The organism is Pseudoxanthomonas sp. 68-E7 (assembly GCF_057773145.1).
Genome location: NZ_JBYMTI010000003.1, coordinates 346,013 through 363,922, shown reverse-complemented (window position 1 = coordinate 363,922; position 17,910 = coordinate 346,013). Strand labels below are relative to the sequence as shown.

Genomic DNA, 17,910 nt, shown 5'->3' with positions numbered 1-17,910 from the left:
ACACTTAAATAAAGGTAAGCGTCATGCTGCAGGAAACCATCATCGCCGCCGCAGCCGGGGGCAACAACGCCGCGAGTGCCCTCACCAACATGGGCTTCGAGCACCTGATCACCGAAATGGTGCAAAAGCCCGGCGAGTACGCCGTCTCCTGGGCAGTGCTGCTCATCCTGGTCGCCATGTCGGCCATGTCCTGGTACTGGACCGTCATCAATTCGCTCAAGAGCGTGCGCCTGAAGGGCCAGGCCGACCGCGTCGTCAGCACCTTCTGGGAAACCCCGAACGCGCAGGACGCCATCCGCCTGATGGAAGAACAGCCGAAGAACGAGCCGTTCTCCAAGATCGCCCTGGACGCCGCCCAGGCTGCCGCCCACCACCAGCGTGCCGAAGGTTCCAGCACCGGTCTGGGTGAAGCCCTGAGCCGTTCCGAATTCGTCGACCGCGCCCTGCGCCAGGCCGTCACCCGCGAGAGCGCCAAGCTCCAGAGCGGCATGACCCTGCTCGCCACCGTCGGCGCGACCGCCCCGTTCGTGGGTCTGCTGGGTACGGTGTGGGGCATCTACGGCGCCCTGATCCGCATCGGCGCCACCGGCCAGGCTTCGATCGACGCCGTTGCCGGCCCGGTGGGTGAAGCGCTGATCATGACCGCCATCGGTTTGTTCGTCGCGATCCCGGCCGTGTTCGCCTACAACTTCTTCAGCAAGACGAACAGCTCGACCATCTCCAAGTTCGATACGTTCGCCCACGATCTGCACGACTTCTTCGCCACCGGCTCGCGCGTCCGCTAAGCCCGGCAGCAGTAGTCCCCCGCATATCGACAAGCATTGACGGAGCCCGAAAATGGCTTTCAGTAGTGGCAATAGCAGTGGCCCGATGGCCGAAATCAACGTCACGCCCCTCGTGGACGTGATGTTGGTGCTGCTGATCATCTTCATCATCACCGCGCCGCTGATGTCGCATAAGGTGAAGATCGAACTGCCCGAGGCAAACCTCGTGCAGAGTGAAGACGACAAGAAGGCTCCGCCGGTTCCGCCCATCACCGTTTCGGTGAAGGAGGATGGCTCGCTGTATTGGAACGACGAACCGATCAGCAAGGAAATCCTGGAATCGCGCCTGTCCAGTACCGCCCAGCTGCAGCCGCAGCCCAAGCTCAATCTGCGTGGTGATCGCACCACCAAGATGCGCACGATCAACGAGGTGACGAAGATCGCGCAGGGCCAGGGCATGCTGGACATCGGCTACGTCGCCACCAAAGAAAAGGGGCAATGAGCCATGGCATTCAGTAGTGGTGGAAGCAAGGGCCCGATGGCCGACATCAACGTCACGCCCCTCGTGGACGTGATGCTGGTGCTCCTGATCATCTTCATCGTGACCGCACCGATCATGACGTATCCGATCGACGTGGCCCTGCCGCAGCGCGTGATCAACCCGCCGCCGCAGTTGAAGGAACCGCCGCCGCCGATCGATCTGCGCATCGATGCGGGTGGCTCGGTTTACTGGAACAACTCGCCTGTCAACGTGCGCGATCTGCAGCAGCGCATGGAGCAGGAGATCCAGCGTGATCCGACCAACCAGCCGGAACTGCGCATCGACGCGAACCCGGACGCCCAGTACGACGTGATGGCGAAAGTACTGGCCGCGGCCAAGAACGCACAGATGCTGAAAATCGGTTTCGTGCAGTAACACGCATAGACGCAAACCTGTTGAACGCCGCCTTCGGGCGGCGTTTTTTTTGCGCGCTGTTCCATGCAGGAGCGGCGTCAGTCGCGACCGCAGGACCTGGCCGTGCGATCTGACCACGCGCGGCCGTGGTGGCATATGCAGGCAAACAGCCACCAGGGCGGTGAACTCCCGGTCGCGACGGACGTCGCTCCTACAGGCGGACCCACCCCTCTTGCCACGCCCTGCGGCCAGGCGTAGCGTGGATTGCGACCCGACGCGAAAGGAGCAACCCATGGCTTTCTCCGCAACCGCACGTCCCTCCGCCCTGGCGGAGATGAATGTCACCCCGCTGGTCGACGTCATGCTGGTCCTGCTGATCATCTTCATGGTGACGGCGCCGTTGCTCTCGCGGCCGCTGGACCTCGCCCTGCCGCAAGCCACCCCGCCCATCGAGCAGGCCAAGCCCCTGATCCTCAGCCTGGACGTCGCCGCGGATGGCAGCCTGAGCCTGGATGATCGCCCGCTGTCGGCGGCGGATCTTCGGGTCCGCCTGGACGACGCCCTGCGCAGTGACCCCAAGGCCGTGTTGACCCTGCACGCGTCGCCGGACGCCGATTACCAGCAAGTCGTCACCGCGCTGGCGCAGGTACGGGCCAGCGGCATCCAGCAGGTCAGCTGGCGCGAGCACTGACTCGGCACCGATGCGGATCGCCCGTCATCGATGACGGGCATCCGTCCGAACAGGGCCGCCGGGATGGCCGTGTTCGAGGCTTGCCGATGTATCCGCATCCAGATGCGCGTTGGCATATCTCGGAGCTTTCCTAGGGGCATTTCCTGCTTCGCTGTCTATGCTCGGCCGCTTTCCTCCCCGGAAGCCGACCGACATGCGCTCACGCCAACGATACGCATTCGCGCAATCGCCATCGCTGACCATCAGCAGTTTGCTGGTTGCCAGCCTTTTCGCCTGGGCGCTGCACGCCCAGGCCGGTCCCCGGGTGCCAAGCGCTGTCGCGGAGCGTCCGATGACGCTGGAAGAAGCACTGGAAAAGGAAAACGAGATCCTCACGGGGCCCTTCGCCAATCTGGCGCCGGCGTGGGGCATGCGCTTTGACGACGATCTCTATCTCCAAGTCATCGACCAGGCCGAGCGTGACGGCAAGACGCGGGACCTGCCCGCCGAAGTCGCGGCGCGCCTGGAAGAATGGCGGCGGGAAAAGGCCGTCGAGGAAGCCTTCCGGAACGCGCCGTGGAAACGTGGGCAGGATGAGATTGTGGTGGAAGGGCCGATCCGGCTGCGTCTGCCGCGGGGCTGGCAATTCCTCGCCGCCGCGGATGTGGAGACGCTGGGGAAGGTTCTGGGTGAAAAGGTGCCGGTTGGCCCGATACTGGCATCTGAAGAGGATCACTGGATCGTGGCCCTCCAGGTGACGGAGACAGGCCATTACGACAGCGACGCACTCAAGGTGGAACCGGCCAGTGCGCTTGCCGCAATCACCGAGCATTACCGCAATCCGTTCGACATCCACACACTACAGGGCCAGGGCACCGGCTTTGTCGCCCGCTGGCTTGCCGAACCGCGCTACGACGCGGGCCGTCATCTGCTGAGCTGGGCGAGCACGGTTCCGCATCCACCGTACGAGATCCACAAAGTGGTCCGCTTTGGTCGGACGTGGGCATTGACCCTGATTCCGATCACGAGCAGTTTCGAACAGGATGCGGAGACGATCCTGGAAACTGGCCGGACCCTGGCGGACAGCTTCTCTTTCGTGCCGGGAGAGGACTATGCCGATGCCGGACTCGGGGTTCAGGCGGCCCAGACCAGCGTCATCGACCTCATCAGCGGCGGCCCCAGCCCCGCCATGCAACAAGCCGTCTACGCGATGAACACGGTCCATGCCTCGTCATCGGGATTTCCCTGGGGAAAATTCCTGTTGCGGGTTGGGCCCATCCTGTTGCTGGTGGCCACCGTGCTGCTGGCCAAGCGGCAAACGCCCGCGGCCAGTTCCGGACCTGCGACGGACGGGATTCCGGAAGAAACATCGAACGATGCGTCCGCCATCGATGCTGCTTCGAGCGGGACTCCAGCCAGCGAACGCGAACGCGGGAACTAGCCTGTCGCTTGTCCCGCCCGAACCGACTCCAGGATGGCCAGATAGTTCTGCACCGTGCGATGCAGGCCGGCGTACAGGGCTTCGCCGATCAGGGCGTGGCCGATGGAGACTTCCAGCACGCCGGGAACGGCTTCCAGGAATTCCTGCAGGTTGGCCTGGCTGAGATCGTGGCCGGCATTGACGCCCATGCCGAGCGAGCGGGCATGGCGGGCGGTCTGGATGCAGCGGCCCAGTTCCGCGTCCGCGTCGCCGGCGGCCATCGCCTCGGCAAACGGGCCGGTGTAGATCTCGATGCGGTCGGCGCCGATGGCGGCGGCCTTTTCCAGTGAAGGGCAGCCGGCATCGACGAACACGCTGACCCGGCAGCCGTAGGATTTCAGCTCGGCGATCAGGGGAGCCAGACGATCGGCGTCGCGATCGAAATCGAAGCCGTGATCCGAGGTGATCTGGCCGTCGCTGTCCGGCACCAGTGTCGCCTGCGCCGGCCGGGCCTGCTCGCACAGGGCGAGGAAACCGGGATAGCCCTCGCGCGGCGGCGCGAACGGATTGCCTTCCAGGTTCAGTTCCACCTGGCTGCCACGGGTGAGTTCGGCCAGGCCGTGCACATCGTCGGCGCGGATATGACGCTGGTCGGGGCGCGGATGCACGGTGATGCCGTGCGCGCCGGCATACAGGCAGGCGCGCGCCGCGCGAACCACGTCCGGCTCGTCGCCGCCGCGGGAATTGCGCAGCACGGCGATCTTGTTGACATTAACGCTCAGGACGGTCATCCCGGCCTCCCTGCGAAGCGGATGGCGTGACTCACAGGGGCGGCGATCCCGACGACGGCGGCAACGTTCCCTGCTTGCGCGCCTCGGCGAGTTCGCGCAGGCGGCGCAGCTCGGCCGGATCGATCATCTGGGACTCGTCGCGCTGGCTGTCGCCCATCCGCGCGGCATACCAGCCGACAATCCATGCGATGAACAGGCCGAGCGCGGCGAGCAGGCCGACCACCATCAGCGCCGTCGAGGTGGTGCGCATGGACAGCACCAGTGCCCCCACGGCGAACAACAAATAGAGCCAGTGCATGACCGTCCTCCCCTGGATGGCGGGAGTGTACAACGCCCGGCCCGGGCCGGAAGCGGCGCCGGATCACAACAGCGGGGACGTCAGCCGCGCCAATGCTTCGGGCAGGCGATGCCGCCACAGCGAGCGCCGGCGTTGCAGGTGGACGGGAGCGGAAACGGCGAACTCGCCCTCCAGCAACTGCGCCAGCAGGCCTGCCAGTCCGCGGTCGCGGAACAGCATGGAAATCTCGAAATTCAGCCGGAAACTGCGGTGATCGAAATTGGCGCTGCCGATCAGCGCCAGATGGTCGTCGCACAGCAAAGCCTTGCTGTGCATCATGCGCGGCCCGTACTCGTAAACCTTCACGCCGGCGGCCAGCAACTCGTCGAAGTAGGAACGCGCGGCGTAGGTCACCAGGCGCGAATCGCTCATTTTCGGCACCAGCAGGCGCACGTCCAGGCCACCCAGCGCCGCCGAGGTCAGCGCCATCCGCGCCGCCTCGCCCGGAACGAAGTACGGCGTCACCAGCCAGACACGCGACTTGGCTTCGTGGATGGCCGCCACGTGCATGCGGTGGATCGGTTCCCAGGCCGAGTCCGGGCCGGACACCAGCGTCTGCGCGGAGATGCCGCCTTCCACGCCGGTTTCGGTCGCGCTCCACAGGCGGGTGCCGTGGAAGTCCTTGCGCGTCTGGCCGGTGGCATAGACCCAGTCCTCGACGAACACCTGCTGGACGCTGCGTACGACCTCGCCTTCCATTCGCAGGTGGAGATCACGGTAGGCATCCGGGCGCAGCGACTCGTCCTCCTCGTCGGTGATGTTGATGCCGCCGGTGAAGGCGATGCCGCCATCGATGACCACGATCTTGCGGTGGGTGCGCAGGTTGACCCAGGGGCGGGTGAACGGGCGGAACCGGGTGGGATGGAACCAGGCGCTTTCGCCGCCGGCGTCGTGCAGCGGCTGCAGGAAACGGCGGCCAACCTTCGAGGAGCCGACCGCATCCAGCAGCAGGCGCACTTTCACCCCTTCCCGCGCCTTGGCGATCAACGCCTCCAGCAATCGCGTGCCGCAGCGATCCGGGTTGTAGATGTAGTACTCGAGGTGGATGTGGTTGCGGGCCTGCCGGACCGCATCGAGGATGGCCTCGTAGGTGGCCGAGCCGTCCACCAGCAGCTGCACCGACGTGGCCGTCGACGGCGGCAAGCCGGTGGTGCTCTGGGCCAGCATCGCCAGCTCCGCGCAGCCTTCCTCGGCCGGGCAGAACGTCTCGTAGGTATCCAGGCCGGTGCGCGACTGGTGCCGGCGCAACTGCTGGCGCTTGATCTTCTGCGGACCGAGCAGGAAGTAGATCAGATAGCCGATGTAGGGCAGCAGTGACAGCGAAAGCACCCAGCTGAGGGTGGCGACCGGCTCGCGCTTCTGCAGCACGATCCAGCCGCACAGCGGAATCAGGTAGAGCAGCCAGGCCGCGGTGAGCCAGCGGTTCAGATGCGGGATGGACAGGAAGGCATCCCACCAGGTGTGCAGGGTTTCCAGCATGGCGGGATTCTATGCGGTGTCGCCGCCGTTGAGACGGCCCCGGCGTAATCTGCGCCGATGGGTGATGCGATCAAAGGCCGAGGTTCCACCGGCTACCTGCCGGGCCGGTTCGCCGTGACCACCGCGCAGGCGGAGGACGACGGCTGGCACGAGCGCGACCGCGAGGATGAAATCGAATCCGCGCCGGCCACCCAGGTCACCGAGGAGCGCGCGCGCAGCATCATCAGCCGCAACCAGTCGCCGGACATCCCGTTCCAGCAATCGCTCAACCCCTATCGCGGCTGCGAGCACGGGTGCTCATACTGCTTCGCCCGCCCGAGCCACGCCTATCTGGACCTGTCGCCGGGCCTGGATTTCGAGACCCGCATCTTCGCCAAGACCAACGCGCCGGAGGTATTGCGCAGGGAACTGGCGAAACCGGGCTACCGCTGCAGCCCGATCGCGTTGGGCATCAATACCGACGCCTACCAGCCGACCGAGCGCAGGCTGGGCCTGACCCGGCGCATCATCGAGGTGCTGGCCGAAACCCGGCATCCGTTCTCGCTGATCACCAAGAACGCGCTGGTCGAGCGCGACCTCGATCTGCTGGCGCCGATGGCGCGCGACCACCTGGTGCAGGTGTATTTCTCGATCACCACCTTGGACAACCAGCTGTCCGCGCGGCTGGAACCGCGCGCGTCCGCGCCGCATTCGCGCCTGCGCGCGGTGCGCCGCCTGAGCGAGGCCGGTATCCCGGTCGGGGTGATGTTCGCGCCGGTGATTCCGTGGGTGAACGACAGCGAGCTGGAGGCGGTGCTCGAGGCCGCGCGCGATGCCGGCGCCGATTCGGCCGGCTACGTGCTGCTGCGGCTGCCGCACGAAGTCTCGCCGCTGTTCCGCGACTGGCTGCAAACCCACCTGCCGCAGCGCGCCGAGCATGTCATGAGCACGATCCAGCAGCTGCGTGGCGGCAAGGATTACGACGCGCGCTTCGGCAAGCGTTTCAGTGGCCAGGGCGTCTACGCCGACCTGCTCGCGCGCCGTTTCGATCTCGCTTACCGGCGGCTGGGCTTCGATCGGCGCAAGCACCAGGGGCTGGACACGGGCAAGTTCGTGCCGCCGCGGCCACCTTCGCCTCAGGGTGAACTGTTCTGACCTGTCGGCACGGCGTGGGAGCGACATGAGTCGCGACCGGATGAATCCAGGCCCGGCGTCGAATCGCGACTCACGTCGCTGCCGCAAGAGGCAGAATCAGTCGCCGTCGCGGTGATAGCGCGACGCCGCTTCCACTTCGTTGCGCGAGCCCAGGAACACCGGCACCCGCTGGTGCAGGTGGGTGGGTTGCAGATCGAGGATGGCTTCGCGGCCGGTGCTGGCGGCGCCGCCGGCCTGCTCGACCAGCAGGCCCATCGGATTGGCTTCGTACATCAGCCGCAGCTTGCCCGGCTTGCCGGGATCCTTGCGATCCCAGGGATAGATGAAGATGCCGCCGCGGGTGAGGATGCGATGCACGTCGGCGACCATGCTGGCGATCCAGCGCATGTTGAAGTCCTTGCCGCGCGGACCTTCCTTGCCGGCCAGCAGATCGGCCACGTAGGCCTGCATCGCCGGCTCCCAGTGGCGCTGGTTGGACACGTTGATGGCGAACTCGCGGGTGTCCTCGGGGATGCGCATGTCGCGCTGGGTCAGCACGAACGCGCCCTGCTCCCGATCCAGGGTGAAGGCGTGGGTGCCGTGCCCGGTGGTCAGCACCAGCATCGTGCTGGGACCGTAGATGCAGTAGCCGGCGGCGACCTGGTGGCGGCCCGGCTGCAGGAAATGCTCGTCGCCCGGCCGGCTCACGCCCTCGGGGCTGCGCAGCACTGAGAAGATGGTGCCGACCGAGACGTTGACGTCGATGTTGGAACTGCCGTCCAGCGGATCGAACAGCAGCAGGAAGCCGCCGCGCGGATAGGCGTCGGGAATCGGCTGGCTGTGCTCCATTTCCTCCGACGCGCAGGCCGCCAGGTGGCCGCCCCAGGCGTTGGCCTCCAGCAGGATGTCGTTGCTCAGCACGTCCAGCTTCTTCTGCGCCTCGCCCTGGACGTTGCCGGTGCCGGCGTCGCCCAGCACCCCGCCCAGGGCGCCCTTGCTGACCGCGATGGAGATGCTGGTGCAGGCCCGCGCGACCACCGCGACCAGCTGGCGCAGTTCGGCGTCGATGCGGCCGGCGCGCTGCTCCTCGATGAGGTAGCGGCTGAGGGAGACGGTGTGGGCGGCAGGTGTGGGCATGGCAGGATGGCGGGCGGAAGAACCGCGCATTGTCCGGACATTGCGGACCAATGCAAGACCAATTTTTGAATCCAGAGGACGTTCCGTGATTCCGACGCCCCCGGCGGTGTGGCTTTCCCTGTCTTCGGCGCTGGGCCTGGGCCTGTTGATCGGCCTGGTCCGCGAGCGCGCCGGCGGCGAGGCGCGCGCCATCGCCGGACTGCGCACCCATGCCCTGACCGCCCTGGGCGCGGCGGTCGCCGCCCATCTCGGCCTGCCGGTGCTGCTGGTGATGCTGGCAGGCGTGGGGGTGCTGGCGGCCCTGGCGTACCTGGGCACGCGCGATCACGATGTCGGCCTGACCAGCGAGATCGCCCTGCTCCTGACCGCCCTGCTGGGCGCGCTGGCGGTGCGGTCGCCGCCGCTGGCGACCGGCCTGGCGGTGGTCGCCGCCCTGCTGCTCTACGCCAAGGAGCCGCTGCACCGGCTGACCCGCCAGGTGCTGAGCGAGCGCGAGGTCTTCGATGGCCTGCTGCTGCTGGCTTCGGCGCTGGTGATCCTGCCGATCCTGCCGGACGCGGCGATCGGGCCGTTCCAGGCCATCAACCCGGCGACCCTGTGGAAGCTGGTGGTGCTGGTGATGGCGGTCAGCGCGCTGGGCCACGTCGCGTTGCGCCTGATCGGCAACCGCTGGGGCCTGGCCGTCGCCGGATTCTTCGCCGGCTACGTGTCGTCCACCGCCGCCGTGATCGGCTTTGGCCAGCGCGCCCGCGAGACGCCCGCGCTGCGATCCTCGGCGGTGGCGGCGGCGCTGCTGTCCAATCTGGCCTCGCTGAGCCTGTGCGTACCTATCCTGTGGGCGGTGTCGCCGCCGCTGGTCATCGACCTGTGGCCGGAACTGGCCGCGATCGGCGCGGTGCTGCTGGTCGGCGGCCTGCTCGGCCTGCGCGCGGGACGTGATGATCCGGCGGCGCCACCGACCGCGGAAAGCCGCATGTTCCGGTTCGGCCAGGCGCTGGGTTTCGCGTTGGTGGTGGCCGTGCTGACCTTCGTCTCGGCCGCGCTGGCGGCGTGGATTGGTCCGCGCGGAGCGATGGCGGCGGCGGTGATCTCGGCGACCGCGGAACTGCATGCGGCGGTGGCGACGCTGGCCAACCAGTTCGCGCGCGGCGGCCTGAGCGATGACGAGGCGCGCTGGCTGATGCTGGCCTTGCTGGGGGCGAGCCTGGCGACCAAGTCGGTGATCGCCTGGATCAGCGGCGGCGCGGCCTACGGCGTGCGCGTCGCGGCCGGATTGCTGGCGGCGCTGGCGGCCGGACTGGCGGTGCTGCTGCTGACCTGAGCGGGCGGAGATCCCTTGCAGGAGCGACGTCAGTCGCGACCCATTCCGTGCGTGGGGAGCGATACCGGTCGCGACTGACGTCGCTCCTGCCCGGAAGCAATCAGATGATCCGCAGGGTTATCGCCTTGAGGACCGCGCGGGTGCGATCGCGGGTGCCGAGCTTGTCGAGGATGTTGGAGACGTAGTTCTTCACCGTGCCTTCGGCCAGGAACAGCGTGCGGGCGATTTCCTTGTTGGAATAGCCGCCGGCCAGCAGCCGCAGGATCGCCACCTCGCGTTCGCTGAAGCGCTCGCTGGGTGGCGTCTCATCGTGGAACCGATAGCGTGCGCGCACCGGTTCGGTGGAGACCGGTTGCAACAGGGTGTCGCCGTCGGCGACACGGCGGATGGCGGCGCGCAGATCCTCGGGCGCCGCGTCCTTGAGCAGGAATCCCTGCGCGCCGGCATCGGCCGCGCGCAGCAGCAGGTCCCCGTCATCGAACGTGGTCAGCAGCAGCACGGGAGTGCGGTCGCCGCGCGCGCGCAGTTGCTGCAAGGCTTCGATGCCATCCATGCCGGGCATGCGGATATCGCTGAGGATGACGTCCACCGGCGTGGCGGCGACGCGGTCCAGCAGTTCGGCTCCGCCCTCGGCCTCGAATGCCACCCGGATGCCGTCCGGACCGTCCAGCAAGGCGCGCAGGCCGGCGCGGACCAGGGCCTGATCGTCGGCCAGCGCGATCCGCACGATCGCGGATCCGGATGCGTCGTTCATGAGGGAAACTCCACGGTCAATTCCAGGTTGCCGGCCACGCCGCGGCCGATGCGCAGGTCGCCACCGGCGGCGGCGACCCGCTCGCGGATGCCGGCCAGTCCGTTGCCTTCGCGCAGCAGGGCGGGCGCTTGCCCATCGTCGGCGATCCGCAGGCACAGCCGCGGTCCTTCGCGCCGCAGTTCGACCCACAACGTCGCCGCGCCGGCATGGCGCGCGGCATTGGTCATCGCTTCCTGCACGATCCGCAACACGGTCTCGGCCAGTTGCGGGTCGCGGATCACGGCGTCCTCGTCGATGCGCAGCTGCATGCGCAGCTGCGGTAGCGGCGCGGCCAGCGCACGCAGCGCGGTCTCCAGATCCAGGCCGCGCGAATCGCGCAGCGCCTGCACCACGTTGCGGATGTCCTCGAGCAGCTCGCTGGCCAGCTGTTCGCCCAGGCGGACCTGCGGGCGCTCGGCCAGGGCGGGATCGGTGGCGAGCGCGCGCAGGTTGAGCTTCATCGCGGTCAATTTGTGCCCGGCGACGTCGTGCAGCTCGCGTGCCACCCGCAGGCGTTCGGCGTCGCGCGCGCTGTCGGCCAGCAGGGCGCGGGTGGCGAGCAGGTCGGCATTGACCAGGGCCAGCCGATCCCGCGCGTTCTCGGCGCTGCGCGCGTAGTGGCCGATCAGCGCGGCGAAGGCCTGGAAGCCGGAGTAGATCGCCACCATGAACCAGGCAGCGTCATGCCCGGCGCGGACCATCAGCAGGCCGAACACCGCGTTGGCCGCGAGCATCACCAGCAGCGCGTGCAGCGGGCGCCAGGTCATCGCCAGCTGGGCGGCCACCACCACCAGCAGGACCGGCGCGGTGCCGGTGCGCGGCGCCAGATGGATCATGGCCAGCGCGAGCAGCAGCTGCAGCCACAGCAGCGCGTCGCGCAGGCGCCGGCCGACGCCGGGCTGATCCAGCAACAGGAACGCGGCCAGGAACGCCAGCAGCGCGCCCAGGCGCGCGCCGTCCAGGCCCCCCGTTTCGCCGCGCATCGCCAGCATCACCGCCGCCCAGGTCAGGACACCGGACAGGTTGAGCGGTTGCAGCAGCAGCTTCAGGCGTTCGCGCATGCGGACATGCTGCCTGCCGCGAACGCCGCGCGCCATGGCCGTGGTGAAAGTCGTGACTTCCGGCAGGTCGTTGGCTGCTGACACCACGCTGTCAGCAGCGCCCCCGCAGGATGGCTGCCTGCCATTTCAGGAGGAAAGCGCATGACTCCCCGCAGTTTGACGGCGCGCGCACAGGAACTGCTGCCGCGCGCATTCCAGGCGTATGTCGCCGGACTGGGCCGCAACCTGGTCAGCGGCGAGCAGATCACCTATCCGGCTTCGCCCGGGCACGAGCTGCCCACCGAGGGCCGGCACGATTTCGATTTCCTGCATGGCCGCTGGCACGTGCGCAATGTCCGGCTGAAAGAGCGGCTGGCGGGCTGCGAGGACTGGGAAAGTTTCGATGCGCGCCAGCACTGCGGTCCCGTGCTGGGCGGCATCGGCAACCTGGACGAGTTCATCACCGACTGGGCCGGCGGCTATCGCGGCATGACCCTGCGCCTGTACGACCCGTCGCGGCGCCAGTGGAGCCTGTACTGGGCCAACAACCAGCAGGGCCTGCTCGAACCTCCCGTCGTCGGACGTTTCCAGGATGGCGTGGGAACCTTCCTCGGCCGCGATCGCCACAAGGGCCGCGAAGTGTGGGTGCGGTTCCGCTGGCACGACATCCAGGCCGACAGCGCGCACTGGGAACAGGCGTTCTCGCCGGATCGCGGCGGCCACTGGGAAACCAACTGGCACATGTACCTGACCCGGGAGGCGGCGTGAGCGCATCGTCTTCCACGCGCACAGTCGAAATCCGCAGCTACCGTCTGCGTCCCGGCACCCGCGATGCGTTCCACCGGCTGGTCGCCACCACGGTCATGCCGATGCTGCGGCGCTGGCGGATGGACGTGGTCCGCCATGGGCCCTCGTCCCATGACGGCGCCTCGTACCTGCTGATCCGCGCCTATGCGGATCTGGAGGCGCGCCAGCGCGAGCAGGACGCGTTCTACGGCAGCGCGGAATGGCGCGAAGGACCGCGCCAGGCCGTGCTCGACATGATCGAAGAGTACCTGTCGGTGGTGCTGGAAATGGACGCCGCCGCCCTCGACACCCTGCGCCTGGAGTGAACCCATGCTGGATACCCTGTCCCCTTCCCCGATCCACGCGCCCTGGCGGCTCCCGCCCGCGCCCTCGGCCGCTCCCTTCGTTCCCGGCGTGATCGAGCTGCGCCAATACACCCTGCATCCGGGGCGACGCGACGAACTCATCGCGCTGTTCGAACGGGAATTCATCGAGACCCAGGAAGCGGCGGGCATGGTGCTGCTCGGCCAGTTCCGCGATCTCGACGAACCGGATCGTTTCGTGTGGCTGCGCGGGTTCGCCGACATGGCGGCGCGGCGGGAGGCGCTGGGGCGGTTCTATCAGGGGCCGGCGTGGCACGCGCATCGCGACGCGGCCAACGCGACGATGATCGATTCGGACAATGTGCTGCTGCTGTGTCCGACCGCCGGGGGACCCGCGCTGGCCGTGTCCACGCCGCCGCCGCCGAAGGGTGCGGAGGCGCCGGAACAGGTGCGCATCGTCATCTGCCTGCACTACTTCGATGCACCGGTGAATGCGGAATGGCTGGCCCACTTCGAACAGATCCAGCGGCCCTGGCTGGAGGACATGCATGCGCGGGTGCTGGCCACGCTGGTGACCGGCGCGGCGCCCAACGACTATCCCGCGCTGCCCGTGCGCGAGGGCGAGCATGTGTTCGCCTGCGTCCTGCAGTTCGCCGACGAGGCCACCCACGAGCGCTGCGACCGGCAGCTCCAGGCCGCGTGGCGGATCGGCGCGCAGCCGCACCGCACCGACCTGCTGCGATTGGTGCCGACCGCGCGTTCGCGGATCGGCCGCGACGTCGCCGCCGACACGGAGGATTGAGATGCGTGCCGCCCTTTGCGTCCACCGCCGCCGGCAAGGGATGATGCCGGCATGCGCCGCGCCGACCGCCTGTTCCTGATCATCCATGCCCTGCGTGGACGCCGCACCGCCCTGCCCGCCCGTACGCTTGCCGAGACCCTGGCGGTCTCGCTGCGCACCGTCTATCGCGACGTGGCCGACCTGCAATTGTCGGGCGTTCCGATCGAAGGCGAAGCCGGCGTCGGTTACCTGCTGCGCAAGGGCGCGGACATTCCGCCGCTGATGTTCAACGCCGACGAACTCGAAGCCCTGGTGGTTGGCACGCGCTTCGTGCGGGCCTTCGGTGGCCAGCGGCTTTCGGTGGGCGCGCGTTCGGCGCTGCTGAAGATCCAGGCGGTACTGCCGCCGGATCTGCAGGCGCGCGCGCAGCGCACCCGCATCTACGCGCCGGAGCTCAAGGATCGCTTCGAGTCCACCGGGCTGCTGGATCGCCTGCACGAGGCCATCGAGCAGCGACGCGTGCTGCGGTTCCGCTATGCCGATCATTCCGGCGAGGAAACCCGGCGCGACGTGGAACCGCTGTGCCTGGCGTTCTGGGGCGGCAGCTGGACCCTCGGCGCCTGGTGCCGGTATCGCGGCGACTTCCGCAACTTCCGGCCCGATCGCATCCTCCAGCTGGATGAAACCGGCGAGATCTTCGACGACGATCCGGAGCGCGGCCTGGACGCCTATTTCCGCCGGGTCGGACCGCCGCCGTCCGACGCCTGATCCGCGTCAGGGCGCCCTGCGCCACTCCAGGCCGAGCAGGAAGCCCCGGTCGGGTCCCGGTTCGTAGTAGCGGCCGTTTCCTTCGTTGACGATCACCGAGCCGACATACCGTTGGTCCAGCACATTGTCCACGCGCAGGAACGCGCGCAGCGTGTCGTCGCCGAAACGCCAGCGATGCGCGGCTTCCAGGTGCAGCAGCGCATAGCCGGGTGCCCGCTCGCTGCCGATGTCGTTCACGCTCACCCGATCCTGCGCGACCGCCTCGGCCGCGGCGCTCCAGCCGGCGGATCGCCATTCAAGCCGGCCGAAGAACTGTTGCCGCGCGGTGCCGGGAATCGCGGCGCCGGCCTTCACCGGCGTGTCCGGCACCGCGCAACCGCTACGCGCGCAGGTCAGGAAGCTGTCGCGGAATTCCGCATCCAGCCAGGTCCAGGCTGCCTGCCATTGCCAGTGATCACCGAAGGATGCGCGCAGGCTTGCTTCCGCGCCCTGCCGCCGCGCGCGTCCCACGTTGCGGTAGGTGCTGCGTCCGCCCAGGTTGCTGGCCACCGACAGCTCGTCGTCGGTGTCGGCGCGGAACAGCGCGATGGCCAGTTCTCCGCCGGGCCAGCGCCATTTGCTGCCGAGCTCCCAATGCCGGCTGATGGCCGGTCGCAGATCCAGTGCCAGCCCGGCGCCGCCGTCGGCGCGATAGCCGAGCTCGTTGAAGGTCGGGGTCTCGAAGCCGCGTCCGCTCGACAGGTAGACCCGCCAGTCGTCGCCGGCGTCGAACATCACCCCGGCGACCGGCGTGGTCTCGGTATAGCGCACGCGACCACTGTCGTCGGGATTGGACGCGGTCACATAGTGATCGCGGGAATCGAAGCGGACCGCGCTGTGGCGCGCACCGGCCAACAGCGACCAGCGATCGGCCAAGCGCCACCACGCCTGCGCGTACTGGTCCACGTTCTCCACCTGGTTGCGCTCGTCGCGGCGAGGCCGGCCACGCACGCCCCATGCCGTACCGACGAAGTTCTCGTAGCCGCGCCGGTGCTGTCGCTGGCGATCCGCGTTCACGCCCACGGTGGCCTCGAACGGGCGCGCCGCCAGTTCGCCCTGCCATGACCAGCGCGCATCGACGCCCGCCTGGTCGTTGTCCAGATCGATGACGCCGCCGCTGTTGAGCGGATTGCCCTGCGCACCGACGGGCAGCGGCAGGAACTGCTCGACGTCGCGGGTGCCGGCGTAGGCGGTCGCATGCAGGCGATGACCTTCGCCCAGCGGCTGATCCAGCACCAGCCCGAACTGATCCTGGCGCACCGACTTGCGGGTGTTGAACTGGTGCGCGGCGGCGACCGCCTGTGCCGGATCCGCGCGCCACTGCGCCCGGGTCAGGCCGAGCGGATCCTGCGCGCGCGGCGAGTCGAAATGGTTGAGCACCAGATCCAGCGTGCCGTCACCGGGCAAATCCAGGCCGAGCTTGCCGTTGAACGACTCGCGCCGCGCCGCGCTGTGATCGCGATAGCCGTCGGTCTCGAACACGCTGGCCGCGAGGTTGTAATGCACCCCGCCCTGCGCGCCCGACCAGCGCGCGCCCAGCGTGCGCGTCGCATGGCTGCCAACCGAGCCCTGCACGCGCAGTTCGCCGGGCGCCTCGCCGCGCGCGCTGGACAGCTGCACCACGCCGCCGGAGGAGTTTCCATACAGCGCCGAGAACGGACCGCGCAGCACTTCCACCCGCTCGGCGCCCATCAGGTTGAAATGCGACAGCTGGCCCTGCCCGTCCGGCAGCGTGGCCGGAATGCCGTCGGCATACAGGCGCACGCCACGCACGCCGAAGGTCGCCCGCGCGCCGAAACCACGAATCGACAGCTGGGTATCCTGGGCGTAGTTCTGGCGGTCACGCGCCAGCAATCCCGGCACGCCGCCGAGGCGTTCGGACAGATTGACCCCGGGGGTCGCCGCGTCTTCGCGCAGATCGATCACATCCAGCGAGGCCGGGGTGTCGAACGCGGGTACCACTTCCAGCCGCGTGGCCTGCACGGTGACGCGGTCCAGCGTGCGCGCGGTGTCCTGCGCCGCCGCCGGCAAGGCGATGAGTAGGGCCAGCGCCAGCGCGGCGCGCGGTAGATGCGTCATGTGCGCATTCTATGGGCTGGCTGCACCCTACGGGAAACCGGGTGCATTCGTTCTGTCGCAAGTAGACCACGCGTCATCGCATTTTCAGACGTTTCCCATGTCCTGCTCCGGGGCGTCGCGGCTACGCTCCGCCGTCTTTTACCTCCGAACGGGAATCATGCTGATAGAGCTGTGGATACGCCTGCTCACGCGAAAGGGAACGCAGGTCCCTGTCGTGGAGGGGATATTGGAAGCGGTGGAGAAGAATTCGCTGGACCTGCATTGGACAGCCCTGGCTAGCCGTTTCTCACCCGGATATCGCCTCCGGATCGGCGGCGAGCATTACTTCATCCTTTCCAGTGAACTTGATTTGCTGCCGGGCAGCGATAAGTCCACCTTCTCGCTACTGCGAATCCAGGAACGCATCGTCCTGGCCTATCGCAACCAACCGCCTGGACGTCGTACGATCGCGTGGGCCTTTCAGCCGCGGGTGTCATTGAATCCTTGGGGAGGCAATCCGCGCGAAACGCTGCGTGCGGTTCTTTGGTGGCTGGTGGCTGGAGTGACGCTGCTGGGTTTCGGGTGCGGCGCATTGTATCTGGATGTGAGCGGGCGGTCGGACTCCGCCTGGATCGTATTGCCGGGTATCGCGTCAATATTCGCTTCGGCGCTTCTGCTCGGCCTCGCCCTGTTCGGCCTTTGGGATCTGCGCTCGAAAGACCGTTTCGTCTATTTCCGTGCACGTCGGGAAGCGATGGTTTCATCCCCCGACGTCGCGAAGGATTCTTCCGATGCGCTGTAGCGAAGTTCTGGAAGGAGTCGTCAGCAACGTCGTTCGCAGGGAAAGAATCACCAGCGAACTGATTGTCGGCGTGAACCACTCATTCTTTGCTCGCCGTGAATTCCATGATGTTGAATGCCGCGTCGATGGTCATCCGGCCTATCTCAACTTGCAGGCCGATACCGCGCTCTATCTACGCAGTGGTGACCGCGTACAGGTCGCCGGGCGCTTGGAGAATGGGGTTCTGGTGGTCGTCGCCATGCGCAACCTGACGGATGGATCCCTCTATTGCTGGAAAACCGAAGGCGGGCGCTACCGACAGCAAATGAAGCGTCTTGACCGGCTGATGGGATGGGGAATCGCGTGCCTCGCAACGCCCCTGATCGCATTGTTCGCGCTGGAAACCTGGCCCTCCTCGCCGATGAAAGCCATCGCGGTCGTGGTCGGCGGCGCCGCCGCCGCCTGGCTGACGCACAAGCTGGGGACGCTGTTTCCTTACATCTACAAGAGCGGTTGCCTGCCCGGCAATGCAGAAACCGAGTCGTCCGCCCAAGCGCTGATCAACGTGGATGCCGAAGAGGCTGACCGCATCATCAGGGTGTAGACGTCGGTGG

At 67.6% G+C, this 17,910-nt stretch carries 20 protein-coding genes; 13 read left to right on the top strand and 7 right to left on the bottom strand.

What is annotated here, in order from left to right:
- Positions 1-23: 23 nt before the first annotated feature.
- From exbB to AC3DE2_RS09695, 5 genes are all read left to right on the top strand, one after another.
- On the top strand, positions 24-785 hold the full coding sequence (gene exbB / locus AC3DE2_RS09715; protein WP_295376708.1) for a TonB-system energizer ExbB: 762 nt from the start codon (positions 24-26) through the stop codon (positions 783-785).
- Between the two features lie 52 nt (positions 786-837).
- Positions 838-1,266 carry an ExbD/TolR family protein gene (locus tag AC3DE2_RS09710; RefSeq protein ID WP_295376709.1) on the top strand — a complete coding sequence of 143 codons (429 nt, stop codon included), beginning with the start codon at positions 838-840 and terminating at the stop codon, positions 1,264-1,266.
- Positions 1,267-1,269: 3 nt separating this feature from the next.
- A complete protein-coding gene (locus tag AC3DE2_RS09705) occupies positions 1,270-1,680 on the top strand; it encodes an ExbD/TolR family protein (protein WP_295376711.1) in 411 nt (136 codons plus the stop codon).
- Between the two features lie 271 nt (positions 1,681-1,951).
- Positions 1,952-2,350 carry an ExbD/TolR family protein gene (locus AC3DE2_RS09700; protein ID WP_488426025.1) on the top strand — a complete coding sequence of 133 codons (399 nt, stop codon included), beginning with the start codon at positions 1,952-1,954 and terminating at the stop codon, positions 2,348-2,350.
- Positions 2,351-2,543: 193 nt separating this feature from the next.
- Entirely contained in the window at positions 2,544-3,770 is a 1,227-nt protein-coding gene (locus AC3DE2_RS09695) for a DUF2167 domain-containing protein (RefSeq protein WP_488426024.1), read from the top strand.
- Here the strand turns inward: AC3DE2_RS09695 and AC3DE2_RS09690 are convergent.
- The 3 genes from AC3DE2_RS09690 to cls all read right to left on the bottom strand — a co-directional run bounded on the left by AC3DE2_RS09690 (position 3,767) and on the right by cls (position 6,356).
- A complete protein-coding gene (locus AC3DE2_RS09690) occupies positions 3,767-4,540 on the bottom strand; it encodes a pyridoxine 5'-phosphate synthase (RefSeq protein ID WP_488426023.1) in 774 nt (257 codons plus the stop codon). The two genes, AC3DE2_RS09695 and AC3DE2_RS09690, sit on opposite strands and share 4 nt — an antisense overlap.
- 31 nt (positions 4,541-4,571) lie before the next feature.
- On the bottom strand, positions 4,572-4,838 hold the full coding sequence (locus tag AC3DE2_RS09685; RefSeq protein WP_440471055.1) for a hypothetical protein: 267 nt from the start codon (positions 4,836-4,838) through the stop codon (positions 4,572-4,574).
- A gap of 63 nt (positions 4,839-4,901) precedes the next feature.
- A complete protein-coding gene (cls, locus tag AC3DE2_RS09680) occupies positions 4,902-6,356 on the bottom strand; it encodes a cardiolipin synthase (RefSeq protein ID WP_488426021.1) in 1,455 nt (484 codons plus the stop codon).
- A gap of 57 nt (positions 6,357-6,413) precedes the next feature.
- Here cls and AC3DE2_RS09675 point away from each other — a divergent pair, with 57 nt between their 5' ends.
- Positions 6,414-7,490 carry a PA0069 family radical SAM protein gene (locus tag AC3DE2_RS09675; RefSeq protein ID WP_488426020.1) on the top strand — a complete coding sequence of 359 codons (1,077 nt, stop codon included), beginning with the start codon at positions 6,414-6,416 and terminating at the stop codon, positions 7,488-7,490.
- Between the two features lie 96 nt (positions 7,491-7,586).
- Here AC3DE2_RS09675 and AC3DE2_RS09670 read toward each other — a convergent pair whose 3' ends face one another.
- A complete protein-coding gene (locus tag AC3DE2_RS09670) occupies positions 7,587-8,606 on the bottom strand; it encodes a class 1 fructose-bisphosphatase (RefSeq protein WP_488426018.1) in 1,020 nt (339 codons plus the stop codon).
- Between the two features lie 85 nt (positions 8,607-8,691).
- On the opposite strand from AC3DE2_RS09670, the gene AC3DE2_RS09665 reads away from it, so the two are divergent.
- Positions 8,692-9,927, top strand: coding sequence for an MgtC/SapB family protein (locus tag AC3DE2_RS09665; protein WP_488426017.1), 1,236 nt, complete (start codon positions 8,692-8,694; stop codon positions 9,925-9,927).
- 100 nt (positions 9,928-10,027) lie between these two features.
- On the opposite strand, the gene AC3DE2_RS09660 is transcribed toward AC3DE2_RS09665, so the two are convergent.
- Both AC3DE2_RS09660 and AC3DE2_RS09655 read right to left on the bottom strand, forming a co-directional pair.
- Positions 10,028-10,681: a response regulator transcription factor gene (locus AC3DE2_RS09660; RefSeq protein WP_295376728.1), complete on the bottom strand. Its 654-nt coding sequence runs from the start codon at positions 10,679-10,681 to the stop codon at positions 10,028-10,030.
- Positions 10,678-11,817, bottom strand: coding sequence for a sensor histidine kinase (locus AC3DE2_RS09655; protein WP_488426146.1), 1,140 nt, complete (start codon positions 11,815-11,817; stop codon positions 10,678-10,680). The genes AC3DE2_RS09660 and AC3DE2_RS09655 overlap by 4 nt, the downstream gene beginning before the upstream one ends.
- 105 nt (positions 11,818-11,922) lie before the next feature.
- Between AC3DE2_RS09655 and AC3DE2_RS09650 the strand changes: the two genes are divergently transcribed.
- Genes AC3DE2_RS09650 through AC3DE2_RS09635 form a run of 4 tightly spaced genes read left to right on the top strand, consistent with a single transcriptional unit; the run spans position 11,923 to position 14,418 of the window.
- The gene (locus AC3DE2_RS09650) at positions 11,923-12,528 is read left to right on the top strand and encodes a hypothetical protein (RefSeq protein WP_488426016.1); all 606 of its coding nucleotides are present in this window, start codon (positions 11,923-11,925) and stop codon (positions 12,526-12,528) included.
- Positions 12,525-12,872 (top strand): NIPSNAP family protein, encoded by a 348-nt coding sequence (locus AC3DE2_RS09645; protein WP_440471063.1) that lies wholly within the window; start codon positions 12,525-12,527, stop codon positions 12,870-12,872. The genes AC3DE2_RS09650 and AC3DE2_RS09645 overlap by 4 nt, the downstream gene beginning before the upstream one ends.
- 4 nt (positions 12,873-12,876) lie before the next feature.
- On the top strand, positions 12,877-13,671 hold the full coding sequence (locus AC3DE2_RS09640; RefSeq protein ID WP_488426015.1) for an NIPSNAP family protein: 795 nt from the start codon (positions 12,877-12,879) through the stop codon (positions 13,669-13,671).
- 51 nt (positions 13,672-13,722) lie between these two features.
- Positions 13,723-14,418: a helix-turn-helix transcriptional regulator gene (locus AC3DE2_RS09635; protein WP_295376738.1), complete on the top strand. Its 696-nt coding sequence runs from the start codon at positions 13,723-13,725 to the stop codon at positions 14,416-14,418.
- Positions 14,419-14,424: 6 nt separating this feature from the next.
- On the opposite strand, the gene AC3DE2_RS09630 is transcribed toward AC3DE2_RS09635, so the two are convergent.
- Positions 14,425-16,536 (bottom strand): TonB-dependent receptor family protein, encoded by a 2,112-nt coding sequence (locus AC3DE2_RS09630; protein WP_488426014.1) that lies wholly within the window; start codon positions 16,534-16,536, stop codon positions 14,425-14,427.
- Positions 16,537-16,693: 157 nt separating this feature from the next.
- Here AC3DE2_RS09630 and AC3DE2_RS09625 point away from each other — a divergent pair, with 157 nt between their 5' ends.
- The gene (locus tag AC3DE2_RS09625; RefSeq protein ID WP_488426013.1) at positions 16,694-17,317 is read left to right on the top strand and encodes a hypothetical protein; all 624 of its coding nucleotides are present in this window, start codon (positions 16,694-16,696) and stop codon (positions 17,315-17,317) included.
- A complete protein-coding gene (locus tag AC3DE2_RS09620) occupies positions 17,307-17,900 on the top strand; it encodes a hypothetical protein (protein WP_488426012.1) in 594 nt (197 codons plus the stop codon). Before AC3DE2_RS09625 ends, AC3DE2_RS09620 begins: the two co-directional genes overlap by 11 nt.
- The last annotated feature ends 10 nt before the right edge of the window (positions 17,901-17,910 follow it).

Excerpts from the sequence above, each read along its gene's own strand:
- AC3DE2_RS09655 (WP_488426146.1), bottom strand. The coding sequence starts at position 11,817 with ATGGCGCGCGGCGTTCGCGGCAGGCAGCATGTCCGCATGCGCGAACGC.
- AC3DE2_RS09630 (WP_488426014.1), bottom strand. The coding sequence starts at position 16,536 with ATGACGCATCTACCGCGCGCCGCGCTGGCGCTGGCCCTACTCATCGCC.
- AC3DE2_RS09700 (WP_488426025.1), top strand. The coding sequence starts at position 1,952 with ATGGCTTTCTCCGCAACCGCACGTCCCTCCGCCCTGGCGGAGATGAAT.
- AC3DE2_RS09690 (WP_488426023.1), bottom strand. The coding sequence starts at position 4,540 with ATGACCGTCCTGAGCGTTAATGTCAACAAGATCGCCGTGCTGCGCAAT.
- cls (WP_488426021.1), bottom strand. The coding sequence starts at position 6,356 with ATGCTGGAAACCCTGCACACCTGGTGGGATGCCTTCCTGTCCATCCCG.
- AC3DE2_RS09705 (WP_295376711.1), top strand. The coding sequence starts at position 1,270 with ATGGCATTCAGTAGTGGTGGAAGCAAGGGCCCGATGGCCGACATCAAC.
- AC3DE2_RS09635 (WP_295376738.1), top strand. The coding sequence starts at position 13,723 with ATGCGCCGCGCCGACCGCCTGTTCCTGATCATCCATGCCCTGCGTGGA.
- AC3DE2_RS09685 (WP_440471055.1), bottom strand. The coding sequence starts at position 4,838 with ATGCACTGGCTCTATTTGTTGTTCGCCGTGGGGGCACTGGTGCTGTCC.
- AC3DE2_RS09695 (WP_488426024.1), top strand. The coding sequence starts at position 2,544 with ATGCGCTCACGCCAACGATACGCATTCGCGCAATCGCCATCGCTGACC.
- AC3DE2_RS09640 (WP_488426015.1), top strand. The coding sequence starts at position 12,877 with ATGCTGGATACCCTGTCCCCTTCCCCGATCCACGCGCCCTGGCGGCTC.
- AC3DE2_RS09675 (WP_488426020.1), top strand. The coding sequence starts at position 6,414 with ATGGGTGATGCGATCAAAGGCCGAGGTTCCACCGGCTACCTGCCGGGC.
- AC3DE2_RS09670 (WP_488426018.1), bottom strand. The coding sequence starts at position 8,606 with ATGCCCACACCTGCCGCCCACACCGTCTCCCTCAGCCGCTACCTCATC.
- exbB (WP_295376708.1), top strand. The coding sequence starts at position 24 with ATGCTGCAGGAAACCATCATCGCCGCCGCAGCCGGGGGCAACAACGCC.
- AC3DE2_RS09650 (WP_488426016.1), top strand. The coding sequence starts at position 11,923 with ATGACTCCCCGCAGTTTGACGGCGCGCGCACAGGAACTGCTGCCGCGC.
- AC3DE2_RS09710 (WP_295376709.1), top strand. The coding sequence starts at position 838 with ATGGCTTTCAGTAGTGGCAATAGCAGTGGCCCGATGGCCGAAATCAAC.
- AC3DE2_RS09625 (WP_488426013.1), top strand. The coding sequence starts at position 16,694 with ATGCTGATAGAGCTGTGGATACGCCTGCTCACGCGAAAGGGAACGCAG.
- AC3DE2_RS09660 (WP_295376728.1), bottom strand. The coding sequence starts at position 10,681 with ATGAACGACGCATCCGGATCCGCGATCGTGCGGATCGCGCTGGCCGAC.
- AC3DE2_RS09620 (WP_488426012.1), top strand. The coding sequence starts at position 17,307 with ATGCGCTGTAGCGAAGTTCTGGAAGGAGTCGTCAGCAACGTCGTTCGC.